This is a genomic window from Variovorax sp. F042 (assembly GCF_057814215.1).
On record NZ_JBVASX010000006.1, the window covers coordinates 304,146 to 319,207 of the forward strand.

Consider the following 15,062-nt stretch of genomic DNA (forward strand, 5'->3'; position numbering starts at 1 on the left):
TGGCCGCATGAAAAGACGCACCAGCCTCCTCATGTTCTCCGTCATCGCAGGCGCCTCGTTGCTGAGCGCTTGCGCAGTGCCTTCTTCGCCAGCTGCAGGCGGTGCCGCGCAGCTTCGCGTGAGCGGCACCGTCACCTACCGCGAACGCATCGCGCTCGACCCCGCGGCCGAAGTCGTGGTTCAGTTGCTCGACGTGTCGCGCATGGACGCGCCCTCGACCGTGCTTGCCGAGCAGCGCATCAAGGCCAACGGCAAGCAGGTGCCCTTTGCCTACGAGCTGAAGGTGGATGCCGCGCGCATCGACCCGCGCATGCGCTACGCCGTGTCGGCGCGTATCTCGCGCGGCGGCCAGCTGCTGTTCATCAACGACACGCAGTATTCCGTGCTCACGCAAGGCGGCGCCACCAGCGCCGACCTGGTGCTGGTGCGCGTCGCCCAGGCTCCGCGCTAGGAAGTCATCAACTCGTAGAGCACCATGCGCGTCTGCCGGCCGCGCAGTTCCGCCTGCTCCTCGATGCGCCGCGTGTGAAGCCGGCCGCCGAGCCCGGCGAAGGTGGTTTCCGACATCAGCGTCTGCGTGCCGAGCTGCTTGTTGAAGCCCTCGATGCGGCTCGCCACGTTGATCACGTCGCCGAACGCCGTGTACGACAGCCGGTCGTTCGAGCCCAGCACCCCCGCGATCACCGTGCCTGTGTGGATGCCCACGCGCGTGCGGAACTCGGGCAGGCCCTGTGCCGCCCACTTGCGGTTGAGATCGTCCATCTCCACGTGCAGCTCCAGCGCGGCCAGGCAGGCCTTGTATTCCGCGTCCTTCAGGTCGGAGGGCGCGCCCCACAGCACCATGATGCCGTCGCCGATGAACTTGTCGACCACGCCGCCGTGCCGCGCGAACACGCCCGTCGCCAGGTTGAAGTACTCGGTCAGCATGACCACCAGCACGTCGGTGTCGAGCGACTCCGAGATCGAGGTGAAGCCCTCCACGTCGGTGAACATCACCGTCACGCGCCGCGGTGAGCCGCTGGGTGCGAGCGTGTGGCCCGCGTCGATCAGCTGGTTGATCACGTCCACCGGCACGAACTTGCTGAAGGCCTTCAGGCTGCGCGCCGAGTCGTCCAGGGCCTGGTCCAGGTGCTGTATCTCGAGCACGCGGCTCGGTTCGCGCGGCAGGTTGTCCAGCTCCAGCAGGCCGATGCGGCGCGCGATGTGGGAGAGGTTCTCGACCGGCGCAGTCACCAGCTTCGACAGCTTCAGCGACATGAACAACGCCATCGCCAGGAAGACCAGTGCCAGCGCCAGGCCCCACAGCACCGCGCGGTGCAGGTCGCCCAGCAGCATGTCTTCGGGCACCCAGCTCACCAGTTGCCAGCCGGTGCTGGGAATGCGCGAGGCCTGCACCAGATAACGGCGGCCTTCGTGGGTGAAGGAGAACTCGGTGTCGGTGCCGCCGCCCGCCGTGCCGTCGGCCACCATGTGCGCATGCAATGCACCGAGCACGCCGCTGGGCGGCTGCAGCTCGTGCAGCACGCCCGGCATGTCGCTGCGCGCGAGCACGCGGAAGTCGGCGCTCAGCAGCGCGCTGTCGCCGTAGCCGTCGCTGCTGAACTGGCGCACGAATTCCGACAGCCGCCCGAGCGACACGTCGCCCGCCACCACCAGCGCCTGCGCGCTGCTGTCGGCGTAGCGGCGCTTGCTGGGCAGTGCGTAGGTCACGCCAAGCTCCTGCGCGGCTGCGAACACGTACGGCTGCGTCCAGATGGGCCCCTGTGCCTTGCATGCCTGCACGTACCAGCTGCGCTGCGTCGGGTTGTAGTTGCTGCGGAACGACTCGAGGCGCTGCGTGGCATAGCGCTGCTGCACGTCGGCCTCGGCATCCAGCGGCAGCTTGTACTGCCAGGTCTCGGTGGTGGAGCCTGCGCCGCGCTCGATGTAGCGCATGGCCGGCACCGGGTAGCGCAGCGCCATCAGCATCTGGCCCTTCTCGTTGCTGACGTAGATGCTGTCGAGCTCGGGCGACTGCTGCAGCAGCGTCCAGAGCAGCTCCGCCGTTCTTTCGGAGTGCTCGCCCGCGGGCTGCAGGCTGGGGGCTGTGCCCACCGCGTTGATGACCGACTCGGCCTTCTGCAGAAAGGCCAGCACCTTGTCTTCGGTGCGGTCATGGTTGGCCTTGTGCGCGGACACGCCGATGCGCGACACCAGCCGCTGCGAGCCCCAGTAGCCGAGCGACACCAGCAGCAGCGACTGGGCCAGCGCCACGACGCTGACGATGGTGCCCACGTCCACCCGGAAGCGGCGCGAGCGCCCGGCCGGTGCCGGTTGTGTGACAGATTTTTCGACCGACGGCTTTCCAGCCACTTCCGGATTCCCGGAAGAGTTCTTGTTGTTCATACAGCTCCCTGACGACCACTCGAACGCACCCGCTGCAGCGAAGCCGCGGGCCGACCTTCGGTGAGCCACGGCCTCGATCGTTGGTGTCGGGGATCCTGGTGGCGCCGGAGGCGGGCGCGATTTTCGCTCGACTTCGGCTGTCTGTGCGGCACTGAACAGCGCCGCGGTGGCTCAGGCCTGTCTAGACCGGAGTCGTGGAAGCGCGTGGAAGCGGCCTGTCAGCGCGCGTCGTGAAAGATGATGCCCAGCGTATGCCGCCGGCCCGAACGCACGCGGCTCACGCCGTGGCGCATCGTCACGCGGTAGCTGCCGCGCGTGCCGGCCACAGGCCGCTGGTTGACCGCGAAGATCACCGCCTCGCCCTGCGCGAGCGGCGCCACCTCGGCGCGCGACTGCATGCGCGGGCGCTGCTCGGTCAGCACGAACTCGCCGCCGGTGAAGTCTTCGCCCGGTTCGCTCAGCAGCACCGTGAGCTGCAGCGGAAACTGCAGGTCGCCGTACAGATCCTGGTGCAGGCAGTTGTAGTCGCCCTCGTCGTAGCGCAGCAGCAGCGGGGTGGGGCGCAACTGGCCCGCCGCGTGGCAGCGCGCGAGATACGCGGCGTGGTCCGGCGGGTAGTCGGCCGGCTGGCCCATCGCCGCAGCCCACGCATTGGCCAGCGGCGCGAGGCGTTCGTACAGCGCGCTGCGGTATGCCGCGAGCCTGGGCGGCAGCGGGTTTGCAAAGTATTGGTACTCGCCTTGTCCGAAGCCGTGGCGCTGCATCACCACGCGGCTGCGAAAGCGGTGGCCTTCGTCGTACATGGCTGTGAGCGCGGCGCATTCCTCGGGAGTGAACAGCTGGCCGGTGACGGCGCAGCCGCGGGTGGCGAGGTCCGCTTCGATGCGGGGCCAGTCGAGCGAATCGATGCGGGAAGGCTTTCTTGTCATGCGCCCAGTGTCCCGCCTGCGAGCCATCGAGGCTCGCCGTTTCCGGACGCGGGTTTCGATTCGCTCGGCATCACGCTGCGCTAGCGGCGCGTCAACCCTGCCGGGCCTGCTCCAGCAGCCAGTCGCTGAAGAACTTCAGCAGCGGCCGCTGATCGGCTCGCTCCGGCGTCACGAGGTAGTAGTTGCGCTCGCCCGACAAGGGCCGTGCGCACGCCACCACCAGTTCGCCGCGCGCCAGTTCGTCGGCCACCAGCATCGTCGGCATCAGCGCCACGCCGAGCCCGTGCGACGCGGCCGCGGCCAATATCGAGAACAGCTCGTAGCGCGGACCACCGCGCGCGTTGGGCGCGTCGATCTGCTGCGCGTCGAACCACTGGCGCCAGCCGTCGGGCCGCGTGCTTTGCTGCAGCAGCGGCATCTTCGCGATGGTGGCCGGCGTTACGGCCTTGCCGCGTGCGAGCAGCGACGGGCTGCACACCGGCACCACGTCTTCGTGCATCAGCAGCAGCGCGCGCGTACCGGCCCAGTTCTCGACCTGCGCGGGCGTGCCGGCGTACAGCGCGGCGTCGAACTCGGCGTCGGCAAACAGAAAGGGGCGGGTGCGCGTCTCGATGTGCACCACCACGTCGGGCTGCAGCGCCGCGAAGCCCTTCAGGCGCGGCATCAGCCAGCGGGTGGCGAAGGTGGGCACGGCCGCCAGCGAGAGCGAGCCGCCTTCGCCCTGGTGGGCCATTGCGTCGAGCGTGTCGCGCTCCATCGCTTCCAGCCGCTTGGTGATCTGCCGCGCGTAGGCCGCGCCGCTGGCCGTGAGCGCTACCCCGTGCCGCGTGCGGCGGAACAGCGCCACGCCGAGGAAGGCTTCGAGCGTGCCGATCTGGCGCGACACGGCGCTTTGGGTGAGCGCCAGTTCCTGCGCAGCGCGGGTGTAGCTCTCGTGGCGCGCGGCGGCGTCGAAGCACACGAGGGTTTGCAGGGGTGGGATCTTGCGGCGCATGTATGCCTCGGGTGTATGTATGAAACCCTGGCCTTACCAATGAAGAGGCCGATCGAACATCTTGCAAGACATTCTACGAACGCATATCTGGGTGCGGAATCATCGTTTGCGTCATGCCCCCCGCATGGCTAGCATCGGCCCCATTCCCCCTCTTTTCACCTTTCCCCTAATTTCCGGAGACAGCCACATGGCCGCCAAAGCGCAATTCCACTGGGACGACCCCCTTCTTCTCGACCAGCAACTGACCGACGAAGAACGCATGATCCGCGACGCGGCCAACGCCTACTGCCAGGAGCGCCTTGCGCCCCGCGTCATCGAAGGCTTCCGCACCGGCGAAACCGACCCCGCCATCTTTCGCGAAATGGGCGCACTCGGCTTGCTGGGCCCGACGATCCCCGAGCAGTACGGTGGCCCCGGTCTCAACTACGTGGCTTACGGCCTGATCGCCCGTGAAGTCGAGCGCGTCGACTCGGGCTACCGCTCGATGGCCAGCGTGCAGAGTTCGCTGGTGATGGTGCCGATCTTCGAATTCGGCACCGAAGCGCAAAAGCAGAAGTTCCTGCCCAAGCTCGCCACCGGCGAATGGATCGGCTGCTTCGGCCTGACCGAGCCCGACCATGGCTCCGACCCCGGCAGCATGGCCACGCGTGCCAAGAAGGTGCCGGGCGGCTACTCGCTCAGCGGCTCGAAGATGTGGATCAGCAACTCGCCCATCGCCGACGTGTTCGTGGTGTGGGCCAAGGAAGTCAGCGAAAGCGGCACGGTCGGCCCCATCCGCGGCTTCGTGCTCGAAAAGGGCATGAAGGGCCTGTCGGCTCCGGCGATCCACGGCAAGGTCGGCCTGCGCGCCAGCATCACCGGCGAGATCGTGATGGACGGAGTGTTCTGCCCCGAAGAAAACGCCTTCCCCGAAGTGCAGGGCCTCAAGGGCCCGTTCACCTGCCTCAACAGCGCCCGCTACGGCATCTCGTGGGGCGCGATCGGCGCTGCCGAAGACTGCTGGCATCGCGCCCGCCAGTACACGCTGGACCGCAAGCAGTTCGGCCGCCCGCTCGCCGCCAACCAGCTCATCCAGAAGAAGCTGGCCGACATGCAGACCGAAATCACGTTGGGCCTGCAAGGCAGCCTGCGCCTGGGCCGCATGAAGGACGAAGGCATCGCCGCGGTGGAAATCACCTCGATCATGAAGCGCAACAACTGCGGCAAGTCGCTCGACATCGCCCGCATGGCGCGCGACATGATGGGCGGCAACGGCATCAGCGACGAATTCGGCGTGGCCCGCCACCTGGTGAACCTGGAAGTGGTCAACACCTACGAAGGCACGCACGACATCCACGCGCTCATTCTGGGCCGCGCCATCACCGGCATTGCAGCTTTCGCCAACTGAGCCGCATGACCAAGCCCGCAGCACTCGACGGCATCAGGGTCCTCGATCTGTCCCGCGTGCTCGCGGGCCCGTGGTGCACGCAGATCCTGGCGGACCTGGGCGCCGACGTCGTCAAGATCGAGCGCCCTGGCGTCGGCGACGACACGCGCACCTGGGGTCCGCCCTTCATCAAGGACGCGGACGGCAACGACACCGACCAGGCGAGCTACTTCACGTCCTGCAACCGCAACAAGCGCTCGGTCACGGTCGACATGGCCACGCCCGAGGGGCAGGCGCTGCTCAGGCAAATGGCGGCGCAGGCCGACATCGTGGTGGAGAACTTCAAGACCGGTGGCCTCAAGCAATACGGCCTCGACCACGAGAGCCTGCGCGCGGCCAACCCGCGCCTCATCTACTGCAGCGTGACCGGCTTCGGCCACGACGGCCCTTATGCCGAGCGCGCGGGCTACGACCTGATGATCCAGGCCATGACCGGCATGATGAGCATCACCGGCCGCCCCGATGACGTACCCGGTGGCGGCCCGTTGCGCGTGGGCGTGGCGCTCACGGACCTGTTCACCGGCGTCTACGCCAGCACCGCCATCCTTGCGGCGCTGCAGGTGCGTGACCGCACAGGCGAAGGCCAGCACATCGACATGGCGCTGCTCGACGTGGGCATGGCCATCCTCGCCAATCAGGCGAGCGCGTTCCTCAACACCGGCAAGGCGCCCGAACGCCAGGGCAACACGCACCCGAGCCTCGCGCCGTATCAGGACTTTCCGACGCAAGACGGCTCGATGCTGCTGGCCATCGGCAACAACGGGCAGTTCGCGCGCTTCTGCGAAGCAGCCGGCCATCCGGAATGGGCGACCGACGCGCGCTTTGCCACCAACACACTGCGCGTGAAGCACCGCCTGGTGCTGATCCCGATGATGGAAGAACTCACGCGCACCCGCACCACGGCCGCGTGGGTCACGCTGCTCGAAGACAAGGCCGTGCCCTGCGGCCCGATCAACGACATTGCCCAGGCCTTCGATGACGCGCAAGTCAAGGCGCGCGGCCTTGCGGTCACGCTGCCGCGCGATGCGGGCGACGGCATCGCCAGCATCACCGGCGTGGCGAGCCCGCTGCGCCTGACGGCCACGCCGCCCGTGCTGCGCCATGCACCACCGGCGCTGGGCCAGCACACGCAGGAAGTGCTGGCGGAAATGGGCATCGACGCCGCCCGCTTCGACGCCCTGCGATCGGCCGGTGTGGTCTGACCACCAGGCAGCCATGACGAGCCCGATGCGCACGCCACCGTTCTCGGTGCTGCGCATCGACCACATCGTGCTGCGCGTGAAGGACATCGAACGCGCCATCACGTTCTACCGCGACGTGTTGGGCTGCGCCATCGAGAAGCGCCGCGACGACCTGGGGCTCGTGCACCTGCGCGCCGGCGCGAGCCTGATCGATCTGGTCACGCCCGATGGCCCACTGGGTAAACAGGGCGGGGCGCTTGCTGGCGTGGAAGGCCGCAACGTCGACCACATCTGCCTGCGCATCGAGCCTTTCGACGAAGCCGCCATTCGCGCGCTGATGGCTGCCCACGGCGTAGCGGTGAATGGCGAGGTGCAGAACAACTTCGGCGCCGAGGGCAACGGCCCCTCGATCTACATCGCCGACCCCGACGGCAACACCGTAGAGCTCAAGGGCGCTCCTCGCTGACCTGCGGCTCGACCGAGTGGCCGCTTTGTACGCCAGTGTGTCTGGCCGCCCGCCGCACACACGGGCATGCAAAAGTGCGCCCCGCTCGACACATCGCGGATACAGCCCGCCGATTCAATCCATGCATCGCCATTCCGGCGAGCCTGAAAGGAATCCCCATGAGCTCCACCACCGCAAAGATCCTCTACACCGGCAAGACCCACACCACCGGCGGGCGCGACGGCGCATCGCGCAGCGACGACGGGCGCCTCGACATCCGGCTTTCGTCGCCCGGCACCTCTGGCGCGGGCACCAACCCCGAGCAGCTGTTCGCCGCGGGCTGGTCGGCCTGCTTCATCGGCGCGATGGGCAAGGCGGCCGGCGCGATGAAGATCAAGCTGCCCGCCGACCTGGCCGTCGATGCCGAGGTCGACCTGGCCAACGAAGACGGCCAGTACTTCCTGCGCGCGCGCCTGAACGTGAGCCTGCCGGGCCTCGAGCGCGAAACCGCCCGCGCTGTGGTCGACGCCGCGCACCAGACCTGCCCGTACTCCAAGCTCACGCGCGGCAACATCGACGTCGAGCTCAACCTGGTCTGAGCGCCGCAGCCTCAGCCAGCCCGCCCGATGGTCGCCACTCCGAACACGATCACGCCCAACACCAGGTTCACCATCACCAGCTTGCGCACGGTGTTGAGCCGCGCGGCCGCTACTGGCCAGGCGCTTTCTTCCACCGCGCGCCGCATTGCCTTGTACACCGAGGCGCGGATGTAGACGTAGATGGCGGCCATCACGATCGCGATGCTCATCATCGCCTCGATGCGCCAGTGCAGGCCGCGGAAGCCGCCCGCCGAGAGGATCATCGCCACGCCGGTCACGAACAGCAGCGTGACCGATGCGTCCACCCCCACGAAGAAGCGCCGCAGCGTCGCGGCCATCATGCGCAGGCGCAGCGGCGGCTCCAGCGTGGCGACGGCGGAAGGGCGCACCGCGAAGTGCATGGTCGCCATGCCGCCGACCCAGAAGGCGGCGCAGAGCAGGTGAATGAAAAGCGGAATGGCGTACGACATGGGGCCCGATCAGAACACCGAAAGGGCGAGGCGCGCAATGTCGTGCCTCATGCCGCAGCGCTTCGTGCACGCGAGGCTGCGCGCTTCTCCGCTTTCTCCGGCGGCGGCCAGATCGGCATAGCGCCGCATGTCGGCCACCACGCACCGCAGCAATTCGGCAGCGGCCGGCGACAGCATGCGCCCGTGCCGCGACACGATGTGCGAGCGGCCCTGCGACAGCAGCGGGTTCTTCATCGGCAGCTCGACCAGTTCGGGGTTGGTGGCGTTCGGCGTGAGCGAGATGCGCGTGCCCAGCGCATAGCCCAGCCCGGCCGACACGAAGTGGCCGAGCGCGCTGAACGAGGTGGTGGTCAGCAGCGATGGCAGTCGCACGCCTTCGCTGACCTCGGCCGCCTCGATGTGCTGGCGCACGCCGAAGTTGCGATGCAGCGTGGCGCCCGGGTAGGGCAGCAGGTCGGCCAGCTTCAGCGGACGGCCCAGCTGCGCGAGCGGGTGCGTGGCCAGCACCAGCGCCTGGATCGGCTGCGAGTGCGACTGGTGGGAGGTGAGCCTGTCGTCCTTCGGCGGCTGGAACAGCATGCCGATGTGGGCGCGTTCCTCGACCACGCGCTGCACGATCTCGTCGGTGCTCGCCACGTCGAGGTCGATGGTGATCTTCGGGTGCCGGGTCATGAAGTCGCGCAGGCTGTGGCGCATGAGCCAGTCGACGTACCCCTCGCCGGCCACGACGTCGATGTGGCAACGCTCGATCTTGCGGATGCTGTCCATCTGCGCCATCAGGTGCTGCTTCTGGCTGTTCTGGCGCCGCACGTAGCCAGCCAGCATCTCGCCCGCGTCGGTGGGCACCACGCCGCGGCCGTGGCGCTCCAGCAGCGGCACGCCGCACTCCTGTTCGAGGATGCCGATGGCGCGGCTCACGGCCGAAGGGTCCATGTCGAGCACGTCGGCGGCGCCGCGCACCGAGCCGCTGTCGAGCACCTGCATGAAGTAGCGCACGCGGCGCGTGTCGAGCTTGTCGTCCATGGCCCGGTCTCCTGAAGTTCGTGGCGAGTGTTGCATTCAATGCATCGAATATCCCGATTTACGGTCATTGATGCAATAGACCTGCAAGCCGAAACTCGCTGGCACCCCGCAGGTACTGCGCCACGAAAAGACGCCCCACCCATGACCTCTGCCGCCTCCGTCCTTGCCGCTGCCGCGCCCTCCAGCGCCTCCGGAAAACTCAAGCTCGCGCTCGTCACCCTGGCCATCGTGGCTGTGGCCGAGCTCATCGGCCCGGTGCAGTTCAGCGTCGGCCCGGGCAAGGTGGCGCTGCTGCCGATGCTGTGGGCGCTGCTGATCGCGGCCGCATGGGGCATAGCGCACAGCCGTGTGCCGGGCGTGGCGCGCGTGGCGACTGCCGAGCAGTCGTTTGCCGGCGGCCTGCTGAATGCGGGCCTGCTGCTGTTCGTGGTGAAGCTGGGCCTCACGGTCGGTGCCGCGTTGCCGCAGGTCAAGCAGGCCGGCTGGGCGCTGCTGTTCCAGGAGTTCGGCCATGCACTGGGCACGCTGGCGCTGGGCCTGCCGCTGGCGCTGCTGCTGGGCATCAAGCGCGAGGCGGTGGGCGCCACCTTCTCGGTGGGCCGCGAGGGCAACCTCGTGATCATCGGAGAGAAATACGGCATGGCCTCGCCCGAGGGCCGCGGCGTGCTGGCCGAGTACATCACCGGCACGGTGCTGGGCGCGCTCTTCATCGCGGTGCTGGCGGGCTTCATCGCCAGCCTGCACATCTTCGATCCGCGCTCGCTGGCCATGGGCGCCGGCGTGGGCTCGGGCAGCCTGATGGCCGCGGCGCTGGGCGCCATCGCCGCGCAGCAGCCGGCCGAGATGCTGCCGCAGCTCACCGCCATCGCTGCCGCGTCGAACCTGCTGACTACGGTGGCAGGCTTCTACTTCACGCTGTTCCTGTCGCTGCCGTTGTGCTCATGGCTCTACGGCAAGCTGGAGCCGGTGCTGGGTCGCTTCTCGAAGCGCGGCGCGCAGGACTCGGCAGGCACGGACGCCGTGTCGCAGGTCAGCGTGGCGCATGGCGGTGCCTTGCCACTGCGCGACACGCTCATCGCCTGGGCGGTGGTGGGTGGCGGCGTGCTCATCGGCAATTCGCTGACCTACAAGGTGCCGATGCTGGTCTCGCTCGAAGGCATGGCTGCGGTGGTGGCGATCGCGCTGGCGGTCGAGGGCATCAAGCGCCTCGTGCCGCGCCTGCCGATGGTGCTGGTGCTGTCGGTGGTGGCTACCGTGGTCGGCATTCCGGGCCTGTTCCCGTTCTCCGATGCGCTGATCGCGCTCACCGCCAAGCTCAACTTCCTTGCCTTTACGACGCCGGTGCTCGCGCTGGCCGGCTTCTCCGTCGCGAAAGATTTGCCGGTGTTCCGCCAGCTGGGCTGGCGCATCGTGGTGGTGTCGCTCACCGCCACGGCCGGTACCTTTCTCGGTGCGACCCTCATCGCCGAATTCTTCCACTGACAACCCACGAGAGAACTGCCATGTACCGCGACCCCGACATCGACGAAGACACCCGCGCCCGCATGCTGAGCTGGCGCCGCGACATTCACGCCAACCCCGAGACCGCCTTCGAGGAACACCGCACCGCCAACGTCGTCGCCAACGCGCTGATGCTGATGGGCCTGACGGTGCATCGCGGCCTGGCCGGCACTGGCGTGGTCGGTACGCTGAAGAATGGCGAGGGCCCGGGCATCGCGCTGCGCGCCGACCTCGATGCGCTCAACATGCAGGAGCTGGGCACGCAGGCGCATGCCTCCAAGTGCGCCGGCAAGATGCACGCCTGCGGCCATGACGGCCACACCGCCATGCTGCTCGGCGCGGCCGAGCACCTGTCGCGCCACAAGCCATTCAAGGGCACGGTGCACTTCGTGTTCCAGCCCGCCGAAGAGAACGAGGGCGGTGGCCGCGTGATGGTGGAAGAGGGCCTGTTCGAGCAGTTCCCGGCCGACGCCGTCTACGGCATGCACAACTTCCCGGCCCTGCCGCGCGGCCAGTTCGCGATCCGCAAGGGCACGATGACGGCCTTTCTCGACACCTTCGAGATCGTCATCACCGGCAAGGGCAGCCACGGCGCCATGCCCGAGACCGGCATCGACTCGGTCGTGGTCTCTGCCCAGCTGGTGAACGCACTGCAGACCATCGTGAGCCGCCGCACCGGCGCGACCGATTCGGCCGTGGTGAGCGTCACGCAGATCCACGGCGGCGACACCTGGAACGTGATCCCCGAGACCGTGGTGCTGCGCGGCACCGTGCGCACGCTCGACCCCGTCATTCAAGACCAGACCCAGGCCGCGATGCAGCAGATCTGCGACGGCGTTGCGGTCACGCACGGCGCCCGGGTGGCGCTCGACTATCGCCGCGGCTACCCCGGCGTGGTCAACACGCCCGCCGAGACCGACGCCGCCATCGCCGCCGCCGCCAGCCTGGTCGAGCGCGAGCAGGTGCACACCGACATCCCGCCGGCCATGGGCTCGGAAGACTTCGCCTTCATGCTGCAGAAGCGCCCGGGCGCCTACATCGGCATTGGCGCGGGCGAGGGCCCGAACGATCCGAACGTGCACAACCCGTACTACGACTTCAACGACGCCATCCTGCCGCTGGGCGCCGCCTACTGGGTGGCGCTGGTCAAACAGCAGCTTCCCGTCGCATGATGCGCTGATGCTCTCTGCCTTCGACATCTTCAAGATCGGCATCGGCCCGTCCAGTTCGCACACCATCGGGCCGATGCGCGCGGCGCTGCTGTTCGCGCAATCGCTCGAACAGCGCGGCGTGCTTGCACAAGTGGCGCGGCTGCATGTTGACCTGTTCGGCTCGCTCGGTGCCACCGGGCACGGCCACGCGACTGACCAGGGCGTGATCCTCGGGCTCTTCGGCGACGCGCCCGACACGGTGCGGCCCGAGACCGTGCAGCCGCGGCTGGAGGCGCTTCGCCGCACCGGCCAGCTGAGCCTGCTGGGCACCACGCCCATCGCATTCGACCGCGTGCGCGACATCGCTTTCCGCGGCGAAGAGTCGCTGCCCGAACACCCCAACGCCATGCGCTTCACGGCCTTCGCGGCCGATGGCGGCACGCTGGCCGAGGGCACGTACTTCTCGGTCGGCGGCGGCTTCGTCGTCGAAGGCGGGCAGGCCGTGGCCGCAACGGTGGCGGCTGCTTCCGCCGTGCCACATCCCTTCACTACCGGCGACGAACTCATGGCGCAATGCCATGACAACGGCCTGTCGGTGGCCGCGCTGGTCATGCGCAACGAATGCGTGTGGCGGCCCGAGGCGGAAGTGCGCAGCGGCCTGCTGCGCATCTGGGGCGTGATGCAGCAGTGCGTGCAACGCGGCTTCGGCATCGACAACCCGCTGGCCGCGCATGCGCTGCCCGGCCCGCTGCGCATGCGACGCCGTGCCCCCGAGCTGAACCGCGAGCTGCTGGCGCAGGCCGGCGCGGCCGACCCACTCGCGGTGATGGACTGGGTCAATGCCTTCGCGATGGCGGTGAACGAGGAGAACGCAGCCGGCGGCCGCGTGGTCACCGCGCCCACCAACGGCGCTGCGGGCGTGGTGCCCGCCGTGATGCACTACTACCAGCGCTTCGTGCCGCAGGCGAGCGACGAGGGTATCGTCGACTTCCTGCTCACCGCGGCGGCCATCGGCATGCTCTACAAGACCAACGCTTCCATTTCGGGCGCCGAAGTCGGTTGCCAGGGTGAGGTGGGCGTCGCCTGCTCGATGGCGGCCGGCGCGCTGGCCGCGGTGCTCGGCGCCACGCCGGCGCAGGTCGAGAACGCCGCCGAGATCGGCATGGAGCACAACCTCGGCCTGACCTGCGACCCGGTCGGCGGCATGGTGCAGATCCCCTGCGTCGAGCGCAACGCGATGGGCGCGGTGAAGGCGATCAATGCGGCGCGCATGGCTCTGCGCGGCAACGGTAGCCACTACGTGTCGCTCGACGCGGTGATCCGCACCATGAAGCAGACCGGCGAGGACATGAAGTCGACGTACAAGGAAACCTCGCTCGGCGGCCTCGCGGTGAACGTGGTGGAGTGCTGACCGCGCCGAAGCTCAGGGCACGAACATGTCCCACGGCGCCTTGCCCTCCGGCAGCCGGGGCCGCGCGGTGAGCGAAGCCAGTGGTTCGCCGGCCTCGAAGCGCACAGCCAGCGCTTCGGGGTCGAACACCACGCCCATGAAGTTCTCGGCATAAGCGCCGCTGCCGAAGAAGGCGCTGACTTCCTCGGCTGTTTCGAACACGTCGTGCTGCAACTCGAGCCGGTGGCCGTCGGGGTCGCGGTAGTACATCGAGATGGTCGGCCCGTGGTTGATGCACCAGTAGGGCCGGATGCCGCGCGCGGCCAGGCGGCGATGGTTGGCCAGCAATTCGCCGAGCGAGCCGTAGGTGAAGGCGATGTGCTCCAGGCCCGTGCTCGCGTCGGCTTCGTGTTTCAGCTCCGGTCCTGCGATCAGGCCGATGCGGTGGTGCTCGTCGTCGTAGGTCAGGAAGCACAGCATCTCGTTCTCGAACGCGGCATGGGCCTGCAGCACGTCGAGGTACCAAGCACGCGAACGCGCCAGGTCGCTCACGCGCAGCACTACGTGCGCCAGCTTGACGGGGCTGAGTGCGGTGCGCGTGAAGTCGGGTAGCGGGCGTACCGGGGTCGCAATGTCGTTCATGGGTGTCTCCTTCTTTCTTTGGGGCGCAACGCTCAACCGGCGGGTTCGGCAATCACGGGGTTCTCGATGTGGCCGATGCCTTCGATCTCCACGCGCACCACGTCGCCCGGCACCAGGTAGCGCGGCGGGTCCATCAGCCCGCCGACTCCAGCGGGGCTGCCGGTGCTCAGCACGTCGCCCGGCTCCAGCGTGAAGGCGGTGCTCAGTTCGACCAGCATGGCCTCGATGCGGTGGATCATCTGCGCGGTGTTGCCGTCCTGCCGCAGCTCGCCGTTGACCCAGGTGCGCAGCCGCAGCGCGTGCGGGTCGGCAATCTCGTCGCGCGTCACCAGCCAGGGCCCGAAGGGGCCGTGCGTGTCGAAGGACTTGCCCAGCGTGTGCGTGGGCGCGCGCATCTGCCAGTCGCGCACGCTCATGTCGTTGACCACCACGTAGCCCGCGACCATGGCCATCGCGTCTTCCGCGCGCACGTGGCGGCAGCGCCTGCCGATGACCACGCCGAGTTCGCCCTCGTAGTCGAACTGGTCGGACACGCGGGGCTTGTGCACCGCATCGAAGGGGCCGGCCACGCACGACACCTGCTTGTTGAACCACACCTGGCCCGGTGGCCGCACGAGCCCCAGCTTCGCGGCCTCCTCCAGGTGCGAGGCGTAGTTGCCGCCGAGCCCCAGGAACTTCTGCGGCGCGGGAATGGGCGCCGCCAGCCGCACGCCGGCCAGTGCCACGCGGGGTGCTTCCGCCAGCACGGCGTGCAGCCACGCGATACCTTCGTCGCCGCGCGCAAGGAGCTCGCGCAGCCCGGGCGGCGCGCCGGGCTGGTCCGTCAGGTCGGCGATTTCCTCGTTTCGGACCACGCCGAAGCGAAGGGCGTCGCGGTGGTGGAAGCTGGCGAGTTTCATGGCGTGTGCTGGAACGGGTGGTTGACCG

At 68.4% G+C, this 15,062-nt stretch carries 15 protein-coding genes; 8 read left to right on the forward strand and 7 right to left on the reverse strand.

Annotation, left to right across the window (positions count from 1 at the left end):
• Positions 1-7 precede the first annotated feature (7 nt).
• A complete protein-coding gene (locus ACZYSP_RS20990; RefSeq protein WP_489016314.1) occupies positions 8-451 on the forward strand; it encodes a YbaY family lipoprotein in 444 nt (147 codons plus the stop codon).
• Here the strand turns inward: ACZYSP_RS20990 and ACZYSP_RS20995 are convergent.
• From ACZYSP_RS20995 to ACZYSP_RS21005, 3 genes are all read right to left on the reverse strand, one after another.
• Positions 448-2,385 carry an adenylate/guanylate cyclase domain-containing protein gene (locus ACZYSP_RS20995; RefSeq protein WP_097197489.1) on the reverse strand — a complete coding sequence of 646 codons (1,938 nt, stop codon included), beginning with the start codon at positions 2,383-2,385 and terminating at the stop codon, positions 448-450. The two genes, ACZYSP_RS20990 and ACZYSP_RS20995, sit on opposite strands and share 4 nt — an antisense overlap.
• A gap of 218 nt (positions 2,386-2,603) precedes the next feature.
• Entirely contained in the window at positions 2,604-3,314 is a 711-nt protein-coding gene (locus ACZYSP_RS21000; protein WP_489016316.1) for a 2OG-Fe(II) oxygenase, read from the reverse strand.
• Positions 3,315-3,405: 91 nt separating this feature from the next.
• Entirely contained in the window at positions 3,406-4,308 is a 903-nt protein-coding gene (locus ACZYSP_RS21005; protein ID WP_489016318.1) for a LysR substrate-binding domain-containing protein, read from the reverse strand.
• Positions 4,309-4,495: 187 nt separating this feature from the next.
• Here ACZYSP_RS21005 and ACZYSP_RS21010 point away from each other — a divergent pair, with 187 nt between their 5' ends.
• The 4 genes from ACZYSP_RS21010 to ACZYSP_RS21025 all read left to right on the forward strand — a co-directional run bounded on the left by ACZYSP_RS21010 (position 4,496) and on the right by ACZYSP_RS21025 (position 7,959).
• Positions 4,496-5,695: an acyl-CoA dehydrogenase gene (locus tag ACZYSP_RS21010; protein WP_093057036.1), complete on the forward strand. Its 1,200-nt coding sequence runs from the start codon at positions 4,496-4,498 to the stop codon at positions 5,693-5,695.
• Positions 5,696-5,700: 5 nt separating this feature from the next.
• Entirely contained in the window at positions 5,701-6,936 is a 1,236-nt protein-coding gene (locus tag ACZYSP_RS21015; protein ID WP_440533115.1) for a CaiB/BaiF CoA transferase family protein, read from the forward strand.
• A gap of 13 nt (positions 6,937-6,949) precedes the next feature.
• Entirely contained in the window at positions 6,950-7,381 is a 432-nt protein-coding gene (locus ACZYSP_RS21020; RefSeq protein ID WP_489016321.1) for a VOC family protein, read from the forward strand.
• A 158-nt stretch (positions 7,382-7,539) separates the two neighbouring features.
• Positions 7,540-7,959 carry an organic hydroperoxide resistance protein gene (locus ACZYSP_RS21025; RefSeq protein ID WP_093057033.1) on the forward strand — a complete coding sequence of 140 codons (420 nt, stop codon included), beginning with the start codon at positions 7,540-7,542 and terminating at the stop codon, positions 7,957-7,959.
• Between the two features lie 11 nt (positions 7,960-7,970).
• Here ACZYSP_RS21025 and ACZYSP_RS21030 read toward each other — a convergent pair whose 3' ends face one another.
• Together ACZYSP_RS21030 and ACZYSP_RS21035 are read right to left on the reverse strand one after the other, a co-directional pair.
• Positions 7,971-8,429 carry a CopD family protein gene (locus ACZYSP_RS21030; protein WP_489016323.1) on the reverse strand — a complete coding sequence of 153 codons (459 nt, stop codon included), beginning with the start codon at positions 8,427-8,429 and terminating at the stop codon, positions 7,971-7,973.
• 9 nt (positions 8,430-8,438) lie between these two features.
• The gene (locus tag ACZYSP_RS21035; RefSeq protein ID WP_489016325.1) at positions 8,439-9,452 is read right to left on the reverse strand and encodes a LysR family transcriptional regulator; all 1,014 of its coding nucleotides are present in this window, start codon (positions 9,450-9,452) and stop codon (positions 8,439-8,441) included.
• Between the two features lie 141 nt (positions 9,453-9,593).
• On the opposite strand from ACZYSP_RS21035, the gene ACZYSP_RS21040 reads away from it, so the two are divergent.
• From ACZYSP_RS21040 to ACZYSP_RS21050, 3 genes are read left to right on the forward strand one after another with little or no spacing between them, the layout of a single operon-like run.
• Positions 9,594-10,934, forward strand: coding sequence for a DUF3100 domain-containing protein (locus tag ACZYSP_RS21040; RefSeq protein ID WP_489016327.1), 1,341 nt, complete (start codon positions 9,594-9,596; stop codon positions 10,932-10,934).
• 20 nt (positions 10,935-10,954) lie between these two features.
• On the forward strand, positions 10,955-12,124 hold the full coding sequence (locus ACZYSP_RS21045) for a M20 aminoacylase family protein (protein WP_093174811.1): 1,170 nt from the start codon (positions 10,955-10,957) through the stop codon (positions 12,122-12,124).
• Positions 12,125-12,128: 4 nt separating this feature from the next.
• Positions 12,129-13,514, forward strand: a complete 1,386-nt coding sequence (locus ACZYSP_RS21050) for an L-serine ammonia-lyase (RefSeq protein ID WP_489016384.1) — start codon at positions 12,129-12,131, stop codon at positions 13,512-13,514.
• 12 nt (positions 13,515-13,526) lie between these two features.
• Here the strand turns inward: ACZYSP_RS21050 and ACZYSP_RS21055 are convergent, their stop codons facing one another.
• The gene (locus tag ACZYSP_RS21055) at positions 13,527-14,135 is read right to left on the reverse strand and encodes a VOC family protein (RefSeq protein ID WP_489016330.1); all 609 of its coding nucleotides are present in this window, start codon (positions 14,133-14,135) and stop codon (positions 13,527-13,529) included.
• Between the two features lie 32 nt (positions 14,136-14,167).
• Positions 14,168-15,034 (reverse strand): fumarylacetoacetate hydrolase family protein, encoded by an 867-nt coding sequence (locus ACZYSP_RS21060; RefSeq protein WP_489016332.1) that lies wholly within the window; start codon positions 15,032-15,034, stop codon positions 14,168-14,170.
• Positions 15,035-15,062: the final 28 nt, after the last annotated feature.